Annotated in this window: 15 protein-coding genes and 1 tRNA gene; 8 read left to right on the forward strand and 8 right to left on the reverse strand. The window is 66.1% G+C overall.

Going from position 1 to position 14,492, the window contains the following annotated elements; translation table 11 throughout:
- Positions 1-19 precede the first annotated feature (19 nt).
- Positions 20-472 (forward strand): Lrp/AsnC ligand binding domain-containing protein, encoded by a 453-nt coding sequence (locus tag ASE59_RS10730; RefSeq protein WP_056455935.1) that lies wholly within the window; start codon positions 20-22, stop codon positions 470-472.
- Here the strand turns inward: ASE59_RS10730 and ASE59_RS10735 are convergent.
- Positions 444-1,502: a DUF6976 family protein gene (locus ASE59_RS10735; RefSeq protein WP_056455937.1), complete on the reverse strand. Its 1,059-nt coding sequence runs from the start codon at positions 1,500-1,502 to the stop codon at positions 444-446. The genes ASE59_RS10730 and ASE59_RS10735 overlap by 29 nt on opposite strands.
- A complete protein-coding gene (locus ASE59_RS10740) occupies positions 1,499-1,747 on the reverse strand; it encodes a hypothetical protein (protein WP_235515729.1) in 249 nt (82 codons plus the stop codon). Before ASE59_RS10740 ends, ASE59_RS10735 begins: the two co-directional genes overlap by 4 nt.
- A gap of 188 nt (positions 1,748-1,935) precedes the next feature.
- On the opposite strand from ASE59_RS10740, the gene ASE59_RS10745 reads away from it, so the two are divergent.
- Entirely contained in the window at positions 1,936-2,466 is a 531-nt protein-coding gene (locus tag ASE59_RS10745) for an alpha/beta hydrolase (protein ID WP_056455940.1), read from the forward strand.
- Between the two features lie 342 nt (positions 2,467-2,808).
- On the opposite strand, the gene ASE59_RS10750 is transcribed toward ASE59_RS10745, so the two are convergent.
- Positions 2,809-3,264 (reverse strand): Lrp/AsnC family transcriptional regulator, encoded by a 456-nt coding sequence (locus ASE59_RS10750; protein WP_056455942.1) that lies wholly within the window; start codon positions 3,262-3,264, stop codon positions 2,809-2,811.
- 122 nt (positions 3,265-3,386) lie between these two features.
- Here ASE59_RS10750 and alr point away from each other — a divergent pair, with 122 nt between their 5' ends.
- Positions 3,387-4,496, forward strand: coding sequence for an alanine racemase (gene alr, locus ASE59_RS10755; protein ID WP_156360031.1), 1,110 nt, complete (start codon positions 3,387-3,389; stop codon positions 4,494-4,496).
- A complete protein-coding gene (locus ASE59_RS10760; RefSeq protein WP_056455946.1) occupies positions 4,484-5,734 on the forward strand; it encodes a D-amino acid dehydrogenase in 1,251 nt (416 codons plus the stop codon). Before alr ends, ASE59_RS10760 begins: the two co-directional genes overlap by 13 nt.
- On the opposite strand, the gene ASE59_RS10765 is transcribed toward ASE59_RS10760, so the two are convergent.
- Positions 5,728-7,701: an EAL domain-containing protein gene (locus ASE59_RS10765; protein WP_200913238.1), complete on the reverse strand. Its 1,974-nt coding sequence runs from the start codon at positions 7,699-7,701 to the stop codon at positions 5,728-5,730. The two genes, ASE59_RS10760 and ASE59_RS10765, sit on opposite strands and share 7 nt — an antisense overlap.
- A 285-nt stretch (positions 7,702-7,986) precedes the next feature.
- Between ASE59_RS10765 and moaA the strand changes: the two genes are divergently transcribed.
- From moaA to ASE59_RS10785, 4 genes are all read left to right on the forward strand, one after another.
- A complete protein-coding gene (moaA, locus tag ASE59_RS10770; protein ID WP_056455950.1) occupies positions 7,987-8,985 on the forward strand; it encodes a GTP 3',8-cyclase MoaA in 999 nt (332 codons plus the stop codon).
- Entirely contained in the window at positions 8,982-9,749 is a 768-nt protein-coding gene (locus ASE59_RS10775; RefSeq protein WP_056455951.1) for an NAD kinase, read from the forward strand. The genes moaA and ASE59_RS10775 overlap by 4 nt, the downstream gene beginning before the upstream one ends.
- A gap of 338 nt (positions 9,750-10,087) precedes the next feature.
- Positions 10,088-10,162: transfer RNA gene (locus ASE59_RS10780), tRNA-Asn, on the forward strand.
- A gap of 205 nt (positions 10,163-10,367) precedes the next feature.
- Positions 10,368-11,393, forward strand: coding sequence for a ParA family protein (locus ASE59_RS10785; RefSeq protein ID WP_200913240.1), 1,026 nt, complete (start codon positions 10,368-10,370; stop codon positions 11,391-11,393).
- Between the two features lie 147 nt (positions 11,394-11,540).
- Here ASE59_RS10785 and ASE59_RS10790 read toward each other — a convergent pair whose 3' ends face one another.
- The 4 genes from ASE59_RS10790 to ASE59_RS10805 are packed head-to-tail and all read right to left on the reverse strand — an operon-like array spanning position 11,541 to position 14,482.
- Positions 11,541-12,071, reverse strand: a complete 531-nt coding sequence (locus ASE59_RS10790; RefSeq protein ID WP_156360032.1) for a hypothetical protein — start codon at positions 12,069-12,071, stop codon at positions 11,541-11,543.
- Positions 12,029-12,208 (reverse strand): hypothetical protein, encoded by a 180-nt coding sequence (locus tag ASE59_RS20110; RefSeq protein ID WP_056455955.1) that lies wholly within the window; start codon positions 12,206-12,208, stop codon positions 12,029-12,031. Before ASE59_RS20110 ends, ASE59_RS10790 begins: the two co-directional genes overlap by 43 nt.
- Entirely contained in the window at positions 12,205-13,287 is a 1,083-nt protein-coding gene (locus tag ASE59_RS10800) for a MazG-like family protein (protein WP_056455956.1), read from the reverse strand. Before ASE59_RS10800 ends, ASE59_RS20110 begins: the two co-directional genes overlap by 4 nt.
- Positions 13,274-14,482 carry a hypothetical protein gene (locus tag ASE59_RS10805; protein ID WP_162235307.1) on the reverse strand — a complete coding sequence of 403 codons (1,209 nt, stop codon included), beginning with the start codon at positions 14,480-14,482 and terminating at the stop codon, positions 13,274-13,276. The genes ASE59_RS10800 and ASE59_RS10805 overlap by 14 nt, the downstream gene beginning before the upstream one ends.
- Positions 14,483-14,492: the final 10 nt, after the last annotated feature.

The following is a 14,492-nucleotide window of genomic DNA, read 5'->3' on the forward strand; positions in this document are numbered from 1 at the left end:
GAGGGGAGGACGACGTTCTATGGACCAGACCGACCGGAAACTGCTGCGCGTTCTGCAAGGCGACGGGCGCATCACCAATCAGGCGCTGGCCAGCCAGTGCGGCATATCGCCCGCCGCCTGTTTCGAACGCGTCCGGCGGTTGCGCGAGGGCGGGGTCATTCGCGGCTATGCGGCGCTGCTCGACCCGGCAAAGCTCGACCGGTCGCTGCTGGTGTTCATCGAAGTGCTGCTCGACCGCACGACCGACGACGTCTTCACCGCTTTTGCCCATCACGTCCGCGACCTGCCGGAAGTGTTGGAATGTCATATGGTTGCGGGCGGTTTCGACTATTTGTTGAAGGTTCGCATGGCCGATATGGCGGCGTATCGCGCGTTCCTCGGCCGGACGCTGACGACCGTACCGGGGGTGCGCGAGACGCGGACCTATGCGGTGCTGGAGGAGGTCAAGTCGACGACTGCGCTGCCATTGTGACCGGTCCGTCGCGATCGACGGTCACGTACACCAGTGTCTGGGTCATCAGCATATAGGCGATTTCGCCGAACGACATCGGCCCGGTCAGACCCGAGGTATGCCGCCCCTCCAGTCCGGCATAGGCATAGTTCAGCACGCAGTTGCAACTGAACACGATCTCGCCACGCGGCGTGCCCAGCTGTTCGGCGAACAGGCGTTCATAATCGTCGATCGGCCGGGCGAAGCGATATTCCATGCCGGGATGGACGGGCGCGAAGAAATTGACCTGGCCCCGGTCGGTGTCGACCCACTGCGTCGCGACATTGACCATCGCGCCATTATAGTCGGCGACCAGCGGCAACCGGGTGTCGATGCCATGGGCGGCGATGTGGTCGACCAGCCGCGTCGGCACGCCATCGACCTTCGCCCATTCGACGGTGAAGGCCGGTTCGTCGCCGACCTCGCCAAAGGTCAGTGCCGGGCCGTCGGTATCCGGGACGAAGAGGTTGACGATATCGATCCGCGCAAAGGCATCGTCGGGCAGCGCGACGTGCAGCACCAGCGCCTTATCGGTCGATGCGGTGCCGGTGCGGCCATCGAATACCTTCGGCACGTCGATGCCAATGCGATCGTTCGCGACCCCGGTGACCCATCCGGCCAGCGGGCGGGCGAACATGCCCGGCCATTCCAGGCTGTGCAGCGCAAAATCCTGCTGGATCGCGCTCTGCCCCGGCATCAGCACGATGGTATAGCCATTGCCGGCACCACGTTCGGCCATGGTCGGCAGCGAAGCGCGGTCGAGCAGCCCGGCCCACGCGATGGTGGCGATGTCGGGCAGTTTCTGAACGAGGATGCGATCGCGGTCGAAGGTGCCACCGACCTCATGACTCATGAAGAATGGACTGGTGCCGCCGATCCAGTTGCCGCGCGGCAGAGCGGAGAGCGGCGCTTCCTCGGCCGCGAGGATCAGCGCCTCGCCAGCGTCGATCATCGCCGCGACCTCCGCCACCGAAAAGAGCGAGCGGGCGGCGTCGGGGAAAAGGCGGTTCATCGGGCCGCTCCTGCAAAAATCGTCTGAAAGTCTTCGGCAGCGAAGCGCATATTGTCGGCGAAGAAGGTGCGCAGTTCCTCGATTACCGCCGGCCGGTTCGCATCTGGATGCTGATAGGCATGGGTCAGGCGAATCATCAGGATGCGCAGCGCGAGGCAGCGATAACCCGGCCGGGCGTGCCCCGACAGCAAATCGTGCCAGCGACCATCGCCGGCAGGGGGAATGACGTTGTTCATGTGATCCATGCGCCTGCAAGCGTTTGTTGTCGCGGAAATGGACCGGTTTCCGTAAAGATACCGTAACCCGGGCGATCGCGTGGTGCACGGTTCGCGGTGGCCAAGCGTCGCTTTGCCGCCCCGCAACCTTTCCGCCGTTGCGCAGGTTGAGCGCTGTGTTAGCTTTCCTGTCGAGATCCTGAACGGGAGACGAAATCATGGTCGCCATCGCCGCTGCCCGCTGTTCGGTCCTTGCGCTGTTCGATGGACCGCCTCCGCCCGCGCTAGGCGAGGCGATCGAGCGGTTGCGCGCGACGCTGCTGCCGCTTGGTCGCGAAACCGATGGCGATCGCAATTTGCTGGGCGCGCGGATCGATCGCTTCGTGGGCGAGGCGGATCGGCAGGTTATCCTGTTGGCGCATGGCGCCGGCTGTCGTGCGGCGGCATGGTGGGCGCGGTTGTCGCCCAGCCATTATGTGCAGCGCGTCGCCGGGGCGATCCTGGTCGATCCGACGACCCAAGCCGGTGCGGACCGGTTCGCGTCGCCCGCGACATTTCTGCCGTTCCGGTCGGTGACGGTCGACCGCTCGGGCCAGATCGAGGCACTGGCCCGCGAATGGGGCAGCGAGTTGCTGGCGCCGGACAGCGCGGTGCGTGGTGGCGGGTTGCTCGGACTGATCGAGCGGTTGAGCGGCGCGGTGGTCGCGCATGATGTGCGGACGGCGGAGAAACTGGCTCGGTTGCGGTAGGGGATCCTCTCCGCCTTCCCTTTCCCCATTCCCGTTCGCTTCGAGCGCAGGTTCGAGCCTGTAGAGAACCGTAGTCGAGAAGGTGGTGCCCAAGAGAGGCGTTCTCGACGGACGCTTCTCGACTTCGCTCGAAGCTGCTCGAACCGAACGGGAAAAAGTTGAGTTGGTCAGGTCTCGCGGGGATGGGAAATTCATTCCGTTCGTGCTGAGTAGGGGCTGAGCTTGTCGAAGACCCGTATCGAAGCACACGCCTCGGACTGTCCTTCGATACGCCCTTTCGACAAGCTCAATGGCTACTCAGGACGAACGGAGACTCGCGCGAACGGGGGTGTGGCGTAACCCCTACCCCCGCCGCCGTGGCATCAGCGCATTGCGCATCGCGAAACTCGAATTGATCCGCGTCACGCCGGGCAGCCGCGAGAGGATATCGGTGTGCAGCGCCTCGTACGCCGCCGCCGACTCCACCGCAACGCGCAGCCAGTAATCGGACTGGCCGGTCATCAGCCAACATTCCTGAATTTCGGCATGGCGGCGCACCGCCGCTTCGAAGCGGGAGAGATATTCCTCGGTCTGTCGCTCCAGCGTCACCTGTACGATCACAGTCGCGCCGTGATCGCCGGGGTCGGCGCGGGTGACGACGGTGTAGCCGCGAATGACGCCGGCATCCTCCAGCAGCCGCACCCGGCGCAGGCAGGCCGATGGCGACAGGCCGACCTCCGCCGCGAGGGCGTTGTTGGTCCGGCGGGCATCAAGCCGGAGCAGGTTGAGCAATTTGCGGTCGATCGCGTCGAGGTTCATGCAATGTTGCTTTCATACCGCACGACGTTGCGCGAACGAGCTATTATCGACAATCCTGCGCCACAAACGCACATTTTGCACGTAAATCCGCATTAAGATCCGCAATGGAGACGATACCGCTTATGACGCTGACCGTCGACCTGAACGCGCTGGCCACCAACTACCGGATCGTCGCGGAGACGGTCGCGCCGGCGCGGGTCGCGGGGGTGGTGAAGGCCGATGGCTATGGGCTGGGTGCGGCGCTGGTCGTCGGAGCGCTCTATGGCGCGGGGTGCCGCGATTTTTTCGTTGCGCTGACCGGAGAGGCGAGCGCGCTCCGGCCGTCATTGCCGATCGATTCGCGGTTGTTCGTGCTGAACGGCATTGCGCCGGGCGAGGAAGCGGCGCTGATCGCGGCGGATGCGGTGCCGGTGTTGAACTGTCCGGCGGACATCGCCCGCTGGGCGGCGGCGGCGCGGATCGTCGGGCGACGGCTGCCGGCGGCGGTGCAGGTCGACAGCGGCATGTCGCGGCTGGGCCTGTCCCCCGGCGACGTCGCGGCATTGGCAGCCGACGGCGGACCGCTGGTCGATCTCGATATCGTGCTGATCATGAGCCATCTGGCGTGCGGCGACGAACCGGATGCGGCGGCCAATGCGGCACAGCGGGCGCGGTTTGCGGAACTGGCGGCGATGCTGCCACCTGCCCCCCGTTCGCTCGCCAATTCGGGCGGGGCGTTTCTCGGCGCCGGGTTTCATGGCGATCTGGTGCGGCCGGGGATCGCGCTGTACGGCGCGGCGCCGCAGATGGGGCGCGACAATCCGATGCGGCCGGTGGTGTCGCTCGACGCGCGGATCGCGCAGTGGCGCGACGTACCGGCGGGGACCGGGGTCGGGTACGGCCTGACCTCGGTCGCGGCGCATGACCGGCGGATCGCGACGCTGTCCTATGGCTATGCCGATGGCTGGCCGCGGTCGCTGAGCAATCGGGGGGCGGCCTATGTCGGCGGCCATCGTGCGCCGATCGCCGGGCGGGTGTCGATGGACAGCATCTGCATCGACGTGACCGACGTGCCGGCGGACGTGCTGGCGGCGGCGGGCCATGCCGAATTGATCGGACCGCACCAGACGATCGACAAGGTCGCCGAGGATGCGGGGACGATCGCCTATGAAATCCTGACCGGGCTGCGCCACCGCCATGCGCGCCGGATCTTGGGCGTACAGCAAGAGGGGGCAGTGCAATGCGCGTCGTGATCCTGGGCGCGGGGGTGATCGGCGTCACCTCGGCATGGTATCTGGCACAGGCGGGCCATGAGGTCGTGGTGATCGACCGGCAGGCGGGGCCGGCGCTGGAGACCAGCTTCGCCAATGCCGGGGAGATTTCGCCGGGCTATGCCTCGCCCTGGGCCGCGCCGGGCATTCCGGCCAAGGCGGTGAAGTGGCTGTTCATGGAACATGCCCCGCTGATCCTGCGGCCGCAATTCGACCTGGCGATGCTGCGCTGGCTGGTGGCGATGCTCGGCAACTGCAACGCGCGCGACTATGCGGTGAACAAGGCGCGGATGGTGCGGCTGGCCGAATATAGCCGCGACAAGCTGATCGAGCTGCGCGGCGCGACCGGCATTTCCTATGACGAGCGGTCGCAGGGGACGCTGCAACTGTTCCGCGAAGAGAAGCAGCTGGCCGGAATCGACAAGGATATCGCGGTGCTGAAGGCCGACGGCGTCGCCTATGAGGTGCTCGACCGCGCCGGGTGCATCGCCGCCGAGCCGGGACTGGCCGGGAGTAACCAGCCATTGGCGGGCGGCCTGCGCCTGCCGGGCGACGAGACCGGCGATTGCTTCAAGTTCACCAACACGCTGGCGCAGATGGCGGCGGATGCCGGGGTCGAGTTCCGCATGGGGACGACGATCCAGCGACTGGTACGACAGGGCGACCGGATCACCGGGGTCGAGACCGATGCCGGGACGGTGACCGGCGACGCGTATCTGGTGGCGATGGGCAGTTTCTCGCCGAAGCTGGTGGCGCCGCTGGGAATGCGGGTGCCGGTCTATCCGGTGAAGGGTTATTCGATCACCGTGCCGATCGTCGACGAAGCCCGCGCGCCGGTGTCGACGCTGCTCGACGAGAGTTACAAGGTGGCGATCACCCGGCTGGGCGACCGCATCCGCGTCGGCGGCATGGCGGAGATTTCGGGGTTCAACAACGATTTGCCCGAAGCACGACGGGCGACGCTGGAATATTCGCTGGGCAGCCTGTTCCCGGGAGCGGGCGATACGTCGCGGGCGAGTTTCTGGAGCGGGCTGCGTCCGATGACACCCGACAGCACGCCGGTGCTGGGGCCGACCAAATTCGGCAACCTGTTCCTGAACACCGGGCACGGGACGCTCGGATGGACGATGGCGTGCGGATCGGCGGCGGTGATCGCCGATCTGATGTCGGGCAAGCGCGCCGCGATCGAAACGGCCGACCTGTTGATCGCGCGTTATTGATCGAGCAGCTTTTCCAGCGCCGGGACGGTGAGCGGTCCGGCGCACAGGAATCCCTGATATAATTGGCAGCCTTCGGTCGCGAGCGCGTCGCGTTGTTCGACCGTCTCGACCCCCTCGGCGATGATCGTCAGGTCGAGCGAGCGCGCCATGTCGATGACGCCGCGCACCACCACCCGGTCGCGATGCGACCCGAGGATATCCTGCGTCATCCGCCGGTCGAGCTTGAGATAGTCCAGCGGCAGCGCCTTCAGATAGGCGAGGCTGGAATAGCCGGTGCCGAAATCATCGATCGCGACCCGGCATCCCGCCGCGCGCAGCGTCGCCAGCAGCCCCGCAGCCTCGCCAAGTTCGGCGATCAACCCGCTTTCAGTGATCTCGACGGTCAGCCGGTCGCGCGGGAAGCGGCTGGCATCGGCGCGCGCCAGCAGCGTATCGGCGAAATCGGCATGGGCGATATCCTCGGCCGTGACGTTGATCGACAGGCGCAGGCCGGACAGCGGCGCCGCCCAGCCGGCGGCGATGCGCAGCGCGCGGTGCTGGACGTGCCCCGACAGCGCCTCGACCAGCCCGGCCCGGGCGGCGGCGGCGAAGAGCAGTTCGGCGCCCAGTTCGCCGCGATCGGGATGGTCCCAGCGCGCCAGCGCCTCGACCCCGACGATCGCGCCGGACAGCAGGTGGACCTGCGGCTGGAACCGAATGCCGATCTCGCCGCGATCGATCGCGCGCAGGATTTCCGATGCCAGCGATTCGACTTCGTCGACGGGACGGTGGGCCTGCGCCTGATCGGCCGTACTGCCGGACAGGCCGCTGCCGACCCGGTGCAGCAACGCCCCGCCATCCTCATCGGCGTGGACCATGCCATAGGCCTGTTGCAGCGTCAGCGTCACCATCACGCTGCCGGCGACGAACGGCCGGGCCAGCGCCTGCGCCAGCGCGGTGTCGAGCCCGGCATCTGCCCCATGCGGCAGCAGCACCGCAAAGTCGGCGCCACCCAGCCGCGCCAGCGCCGCGCGCGCCACCCCGGCGTCACGCACCGCACGTTCGATCCGCCGCTCGACCGCGCGCAACAGGGTATCCCCCGCGCCGCGCCCCTGTTGCCGGTTGACCGCATCGATCCCGGCGACGGTCAGCATCCGTACGCCCGGCCGTTCGCCGGCAAGGATGCGGCGGTCGAGCCATGCGCGCGCGCCCGCCAGGTCGCGTACCGACCCCAGCGCCTCGCGCACCGCCGCCCCGATATCGCCGATCCGCGCGAGCGGTTCGACCAGGGCGTGCAGCCGGTGGGTATGCGGATCGCGCGCGACATGCTGCACCGCCCGCCCCAGCCCCGGCAGATCATGGGCGAAGGCGGTGGCGGGCAGCGTATCGCCCAGCCGCCGGATCGCGTTCAGCGCGGTCCGCCGCCCCGCCCGCCCGATCGTGCGCAGCGCCGCGCGCGAAGATCCGAGTTCGGGCAGACCGGTCGCCTGCGCCAATGCCGGGGTCAGTTGCAGCGTGCCGCGTTCATCGTCGTGCCGCCAGCCGAGCGCGGCACCGCCGCCGGCCTGCGGATCGTGCCAGCCCCCGCCCATGCGCACGACATGACGCTCGGCCGAGCGCACCGCCTGCAGCAGCACCTCCGCAGCGATCGGACTGACGAGCAGATGGGTCGCGCCGGCATCGTGCAGTTCGCCCAGCCGGTCGCTGTCGTTGCGCGAGAGCAGGACCACCAGCGCATCGCCATGACCGGCGACCTGCGCCAGTTCGGCGGTAGCGGCGATCCCCGCCTCCACCGCGCCCCGCGCGTCGATGATGGTGATCGCGGCACCGCTGGCGGCGACGCGCTGCCGCAACCCCTCCGCCCGTCGGGCAGCGACGACATGCCAGCCGCCCCGCGACAGGATCGCGGCCAATTCGTCGCGCTGCCGGAACGACAACAGGAACAGCGCGCGCTGTCGCGCGGCGTCCTCACCCTGCCAACCGGTCATGCCCCCCGTCATTCCGCGATTGTATGAGGCGGCCGGCGCGGCGGCAATGGACAGCTTGTATGGTTCGGTGGCGGACGGAGGGGTCGGGTCGCCCTGCCCCCCGAGGAGGGAAAACCTCGGCGCAGGGGTATGATAAGAGGCTGGCTGCCGGGCAACGCATACCATGCGTGCGATGCGCGTTTGCGGCGGCGGCCGTCGCCCGAACGATGCGGCATGGATGCATCCAGCGTTCCCGGACCGCCTGCGCCTTGTCCTCCCCCGCATCCGCTCCTAACTTGGCGCATAATGTCCTGCGCCCCCAACCTGATCGACGCGCATGGCCGCACCATTCGCTACCTGCGGATATCCGTTACCGATCGCTGCGACCTGCGTTGTCGGTATTGCATGGCGGAGGCGATGACCTTCCTGCCGCGTGCCAAGGTATTGAGCCTTGAGGAAATCGCGCTGATCGCCGAGCGGTTCGTCGCACGCGGGATCGACAAGATCCGGCTGTCGGGCGGCGAGCCGCTGGTGCGGCGGGGCGTGACCGAATTGTGCCAGCGGCTGGGGCGGATGGTCGGAGGCGGCCTTGACGAGCTGACCATGACGACCAACGCCACACGGCTGCGCGACCATGCGCCGGCACTGGCCGATGCCGGTATTCGCCGGATCAATGTCAGCCTCGACAGCCTCGATCCCGCCACCTTCCGCTATGTCACGCGCCACGGTGATGTTGCGCAGGTGATCGATGGCATCGCCGCTGCGCGGGAGGCGGGCATCGCCGTCAAGATCAACATGGTCGTCCTGAAGGGGCTGAACGAGGATCAGGTCGGCGACATGCTCGACTGGTGCGGGCGCGAGGGGCATGACCTGTCGCTGATCGAAACGATGCCGCTGGGCGCGATCGACGAGGACCGCACCGATCGCTTCGTGCCGTTGACGCGGGTGTTCGATACGCTGTCGCAGCGTTTCACGCTGACCCGCGACACGCACCGTACCGGCGGGCCGGCGCGGTACTGGCGGGTCGGGGAGCATGGCAACCGGCTGGGGCTGATATCGCCGCTGACCGCGAATTTCTGTGCGGGGTGCAACCGCATCCGGCTGACGACCGAGGGCAAGCTGTATCTGTGCCTCGGCCATGACGATCATGTCGATCTGAAGGAGGCGCTCCGCACCGGCGGGCTGGAGGCGGTCGATGCCGCGCTCGACGCCGCCTTGCCGCGCAAGCCCGCCGCGCATGATTTCCGTATCGAGGCTGGGGCTGCCCCCGCCGTCGCCCGTCACATGAGCGTCACCGGCGGATGACGCGCCTCGCCCTGCTCGCATCGCCGACGGCGCAGGCGCGGGCCGCCGAGGAGACGCTGCGCGCCCGCTACGAGTTTCGCGGCGTCGAGGATGCCGACCTGATCGTGGCACTGGGCGGGGACGGGTTCCTGTTGCAGGTGCTGCACATGCTGCTGGAGCGGCGGCGGACGGTACCGGTGTTCGGCATGAACCTCGGCACGGTCGGGTTCCTGATGAACGAGTGGCGGATGGATGAGCTGGAGCGGCGATTGGGCCGGGCCAAGCCGTTCCGGGTATCGCCGCTGACGATGACTGCGACGACGATGGACGGCGAGCTGCGCGTGCTGCCCGCGATCAACGAAGTTTCGCTGCTGCGCGAGACGCGGCAGACGGCGAAGCTGGAAGTAGCGGTCAACGACCGGGTGGTGATGCCCGAACTGGTATGCGACGGCATCCTCGCCGCGACGCCGGCCGGGTCGACGGCGTACAACCTGTCCGCCAATGGTCCGATCCTGCCGATGGGATCGGCAATGCTGGCGCTGACCCCGATCAGCCCGTTCCGCCCCCGGCGCTGGCGTGGCGCGATCCTGCCCGACAAGGCGCGGATCACGCTCAAGGTGCTGGAGCCGGAGAAGCGCCCGGTATCGGCGGTCGCCGACCAGCGCGAGGTGCGCGACGTGGCGCAGGTCGATATCGCGATCGACCGCGTGCGCGACCTGACGCTGTTGTTCGATCCCGAACATGCGCTGGATGACCGGATCACCATGGAGCAGTTTGCGGGGTAGGCTTCGGGCTCGAAGAAGAAATTGGTTCGCGCGGAGGCGCGGAGGCGCAAAGCGGTTGGGTTCGACGCAGCCCTTCCCCGCGCCAGCGGCCTCATTCCCCCTTGCCAGCTTCAATCGGTCTTCCGTTCACGGGCGGCCCGCCCAATGCGCATCCTCTCCGCGCCTCCGCGCCTCTGCGCGAGAATTTACCTTCTTCTTCGCACCCTTTGCGTGAACCCAATCCTTTTCCGCGCCGAAAATCCGCAGAAAACCGCCCCCTTCCGGCATTCTTCCAAAAATCCGAAAATAACCGCTTGCAAAGCCCGATTCCGCTGGTAGAGACGCGGCCTCGCAGTTGTTCCCTGATAGCTCAGCGGTAGAGCTCTCGACTGTTAATCGAGCGGCCGTAGGTTCGAATCCTACTCAGGGAGCCAGCGAACCCCCCGGAAAACCTAGACTTTCTCCGGCGGGGCGGGCCGAATGATTTTGGCATTCTGACAAGCGTTCAGACACACATTCTGACATTCGCCATCTGTTCTCGACTGAGTCTTTTGATCCGTACCCGAGTCGATGCCTCGTTTGAACAGGCCTCTATCGCTATCCATTTCGGTGCAAACTAACCCGTATGGGGTGGCCTTAATGGTTGACCAAAAGATAGAACGCACCCCAATTGCTGCTGACAAGCGCGGGAGGGGTGGAATGATTCCAGTTATTTCGTTGTTCAATCACAAGGGCGGGGTCAGTAAGACCACAACGACCTTCAACCTCGGTTGGAGCATGGCGGAGCGAGGGAAACGGGTGCTGATTGTGGATGGCGATCCACAATGCAACCTTACCGGGACGGTCTTGGGTTTCGCCGGCATTGAGAACTTCAGCGATTTCTACGATGCGAACCCGAATGGGAACATCAGCGATGCGCTGCAGCCGATCTTGCAGGGGGCGCAAACTCCCCTGGTCCCGGCCGGCATCGCGCCGACAGGACATCCGAACCTGTTCCTTTTGCCGGGCAACATCGAACTAGCTGAAAGCGAAACACAGATCTCGGTCGCGCTGTCGACAAGCGCGGCGATCCCTGCACTCCAAAACATTCCCGGTTCGATCGGCGCTCTTCTCCGCATGACAGCTGAAGAACACAAAATTGACGTTGTCATCGTCGATATGAGCCCGAGCGTTGGCGCGCTGAATCAGTGCTTCTTGATGAGTAGTGACTTCTTCATTGTTCCGACGTCGCCAGATTATTATTGCTTACAGGCAATGTCGTCTTTGGCCCGGGTCCTGCCGCGGTGGAACCAGCAAGTCGCCAGCTTCCGTAACCCTAACCTGCTCTACCCATTCCCGTCGTCGCCTCCGAAATTCGCAGGGATCATTTCTCAGCGATATCGCCCGAGGCTCGGTAACCCGGCTATGTCGTTCCAAGGCTGGATCGACAAGATCAAACACGCCGTCACCGACGAACTTGTTCCAGCACTAAATTCTCAAAACATGTCGATTTCTGCCGCCTTGTTCAACGCTGCCCATCCCAGCGACACTCCTTACAATTTAATCAACATTGCGGATTTCAACTCGCTTATCGCCCAGTCCCAGAAATACAGCACCCCGGTTTTTTGCGCTCTCCGACGGTCAAATCGAACAGGCGGGCGTAATTTTAGCGACTATGAAGACTAGCCGTGACAAATTCCGTATGGCTTTCGATAGTCTTGCTAAGTCGGTTGAGATAATCGTCGGAGTTTAAAAATAGGTCGGGTCGCAGATGCATAGCAGATGCGACCTTGCTTAATTTTTACAGTTGCCGACGTATTTGCCGGGAGATCGTTAGGCCGATGTACTGCACTGCGCCTGTCTGTCGGCTGGGTAGCTGATGCCGATTTCCATCTGCATCGCTCTGCCCATGGCTGCGAACACGGCAGCCTTGTAGCTGGGCGGCAATGGCTCGGTACGGTCCGGATCAGCCGCCCATGCTTCGTCGAGATGCCGGAAGCGCGCCCGTCCCTCCTGCGTGCGCTCGTAGCGCGGCCGGAGCCATTGCTTCTCGCGCGCGATCCATGCTGCGTCCGGCATCCCGTGCTTTGCCGCCAAGCGATCGCGGGTGGCGAACGCGCCCTCGGCGACGGCATTGTCGACGTCGCCGTCCTCGATAGCCAGCGTGCATAGCGCGATCAGTGACCAACCGTGGCTGCGCGTCGAATAGGCGTTCAGGCCGTCTAACCCCGGATAATCCGTCTGCCCTTGGCAGTAACAGTCGGCCGGCTGGTGGCCGAGGCACCAGGTGCAGACGGTGCCGTCCGCTCCGCGCGGGCGCATCAACCGGTTCGCCGGCGGGCGGATGCGCGCCCGATCGGCCACACGGTCGACCCTTCGTACCGATAGAGCATGCTTTCGAAGCCGGAGACGGTCATGCCCAGCCGCGCGGCGGCGTCCACCTTCGTGACGCCCTCGATAGACATGCCGCGCACGAGCACCAGGCGCTCGGTCGGTGTCACACCTCGGCCTTCGTGGGCGGGAATTGCAGGGCGAGCCGGTGTGGCAGGTCCACCTTCGCGCTGGTCGCATTGAATTTTGCGACCGTTGCGGCTGCGAGGTCTACGCCCTTCCGGCGGGCCAGCTTGTCGAGGCAGATCAGCACGTCGGCGCATTCATCGGCAAAGTCTCCGGGGGCGGCACGCGACCCGCGCCAACCACGGTCTTCGCGTTCCAGTTTCTTGACGACGTTCAGCAACTCGCCGACCTCGCCGCCAAGTTCGGCGGCGTCGAACAGGATGCCGGCGTCTTGTGCGTCGCCAACCCATGCCCGGTAACGATCGGTGTTGATGCGCCGAAGCTGCGTCAGGAAGTCCTCTGCTGCCGCCGGACGCGGGCGGGCAATGATGGAGCGGGCCTTCTCATAGGCAAGCGCGGGCCAAGCCCCACCAGCAGACATGATATTTGACGAAGCCTCGTCCGGTGTCACGCCGTCGTCGCAACCAGACCAGTATTCCATGGCTTCGCATAGGTCCGTCAGCGCTTCTCGCTCCCCCATCTCTGCGTGCAAGCTGTCGAACACCGACCAATCGCCGTCCGGATGGTATTTGACGGAGACCGTTTCACCGTTGGGCGAGCGGGCGAGGATCGCAGCGAGGAAATCCTCCTTCGACTGCACTGGGTCGTTCCATGGCTCGACCATTGCCGGCCGGCGGGCGAGCGCTGCAGCATCCAGCGCAGCTTTAGCTTGTGCCGTCCACCCCGGTCGGCGCTGTTCAATATTCTCGTCATAGTCGCCAATGCCGTTGACCCGATCGCACATAGCACGCGCCGCCGCTTCGATTGCGTCTCCATCTCCGGCAGGCGCCGAAACGGCGGTGCGGCTGGCGTCGCTCAGCGCGAACCGCCCGTCGGTGAACTCCGCGCTGTTACGCGCCCATATCTTCCCGTCAGCGCCGCGATACACGACCAGCGCCGCATTCTCGTGCTGTGGGCGGCTGGCCTGCAATTCCGCGACGCCGAGCACCTCGTATTCGGTGCCACGCTTCAGATGGCGCCACCGCTGCCCCTCGGCGACCTCAACCGTCTCATACTTCAGCATCGTCGTCTCCCTTGCCCACGGCCGCGCCACCACCGACCAGCGCGATATGCTCGCGCCGGCGGCTGGCGATCCTGACGGCCTTCTCCTGGTTGGCCTTGTTGTAGATCCGCGTGACCTCGAGCGTGCTGTGTCCGCTGACCGCGCGCACGTCGTCGGTGCCGCTGTCGCCGATCTCGGTGATTCCGCCGTGGCGGAAGCTGGTGAACTTCAAGTCGTCGGGCAGCCCGGCCGCCTTGCGGATCCGCCTGTGCAGCTGGACCTGATAGGTGGGGGTGTAGGGCTTGCCGGTCCGCTCATCGCGGACGATCAGCGCGTCGTCGGCGCCGCGCTCCATCCGCGCCAGTTCCGCCTCGAGCTCGGGATACAGGTCGACCCGATCCTCACCCGCGCCGTCGACGAGCGGAATGTCGACCACGTTACCGGTCTTCGACTGGATGAGCCCGATCCGCTCGGCTGGCACATAGCCGCCCCATGTCACCCCGCGCGTGACGCGCTTGTCCGGATCCTCGAACCCGAAGGCGTCATAGACGCGCTGGCACGCCTCGAAGCAGATCGCCGCGGCTGTCGCCATGCTCTGCTTGCCCATGGCGCGCGCGGCGGCCCGGTAGGCGTCGTATTCGGCGCGGGTGGCGGCGCGGTTGCCCCGCCCTGCCCCGCTGCTCGACTGGATGCCCATGCCGGCGAAGGGGTTCTCCTTCACCCCCGTCGCCTTGCCGTGCCGCACCGCCTGGTTCCAGACGAGGCGGCATACCTGCATCATGTAGGCGCTCTGCCGGTCGCCGTGCTTCGCCTTCGCCTTCTTGTAGAGGCTGTCGGCGGCGGTGGCGTCGATCGCGGGCGCGCGGCGCTGCCCCAGCGTGCCGGAGCGCATCTCGATCGCGCAGACCTGCTCCATCGCCAGCTTGTAGCCGGCGCGGGTGTTGTGGCGGAGCGCGGTGAAGCGCTCGAGCTTGCGGTACCAGTCGAACAGCCAGCGGACCGAGCCGGGCGACAGCTTGGCCTGCTCGCCCTTGCGCCACTGGTCGAGCGCCTCGTTCAGCGCGTTGGCGCGGGTAATCGCGGTCGCGACGTCGGTGCCAAGCGCGCTGGACACGACCGGGCACGTCTTCCCGTGCCGCTCGGCTGGCGGCTTGGCCCATGACGGGCGCGTCCAGAAATAGCCGCGCTTGCCGCCCGCCAGCTTCTTCGGCGTCACATAGCGAGGC

Origin of the sequence: Sphingomonas sp. Leaf10 (assembly GCF_001421245.1) — a bacterium.
GTDB lineage: Bacteria > Pseudomonadota > Alphaproteobacteria > Sphingomonadales > Sphingomonadaceae > Sphingomonas.

Coding starts and splice junctions, on each gene's coding strand:
- ASE59_RS10785 (WP_200913240.1), top strand. CDS start 10,368: ATGGTTGACCAAAAGATAGAACGCACCCCAATTGCTGCTGACAAGCGC.
- ASE59_RS10775 (WP_056455951.1), top strand. CDS start 8,982: ATGACGCGCCTCGCCCTGCTCGCATCGCCGACGGCGCAGGCGCGGGCC.
- ASE59_RS10740 (WP_235515729.1), bottom strand. CDS start 1,747: ATGGATCACATGAACAACGTCATTCCCCCTGCCGGCGATGGTCGCTGG.
- ASE59_RS10800 (WP_056455956.1), bottom strand. CDS start 13,287: ATGCTGAAGTATGAGACGGTTGAGGTCGCCGAGGGGCAGCGGTGGCGC.
- ASE59_RS10750 (WP_056455942.1), bottom strand. CDS start 3,264: ATGAACCTCGACGCGATCGACCGCAAATTGCTCAACCTGCTCCGGCTT.
- ASE59_RS10765 (WP_200913238.1), bottom strand. CDS start 7,701: ATGACCGGTTGGCAGGGTGAGGACGCCGCGCGACAGCGCGCGCTGTTC.
- ASE59_RS10760 (WP_056455946.1), top strand. CDS start 4,484: ATGCGCGTCGTGATCCTGGGCGCGGGGGTGATCGGCGTCACCTCGGCA.
- ASE59_RS10735 (WP_056455937.1), bottom strand. CDS start 1,502: ATGAACCGCCTTTTCCCCGACGCCGCCCGCTCGCTCTTTTCGGTGGCG.
- ASE59_RS10730 (WP_056455935.1), top strand. CDS start 20: ATGGACCAGACCGACCGGAAACTGCTGCGCGTTCTGCAAGGCGACGGG.
- ASE59_RS10745 (WP_056455940.1), top strand. CDS start 1,936: ATGGTCGCCATCGCCGCTGCCCGCTGTTCGGTCCTTGCGCTGTTCGAT.
- moaA (WP_056455950.1), top strand. CDS start 7,987: ATGTCCTGCGCCCCCAACCTGATCGACGCGCATGGCCGCACCATTCGC.
- alr (WP_156360031.1), top strand. CDS start 3,387: ATGACGCTGACCGTCGACCTGAACGCGCTGGCCACCAACTACCGGATC.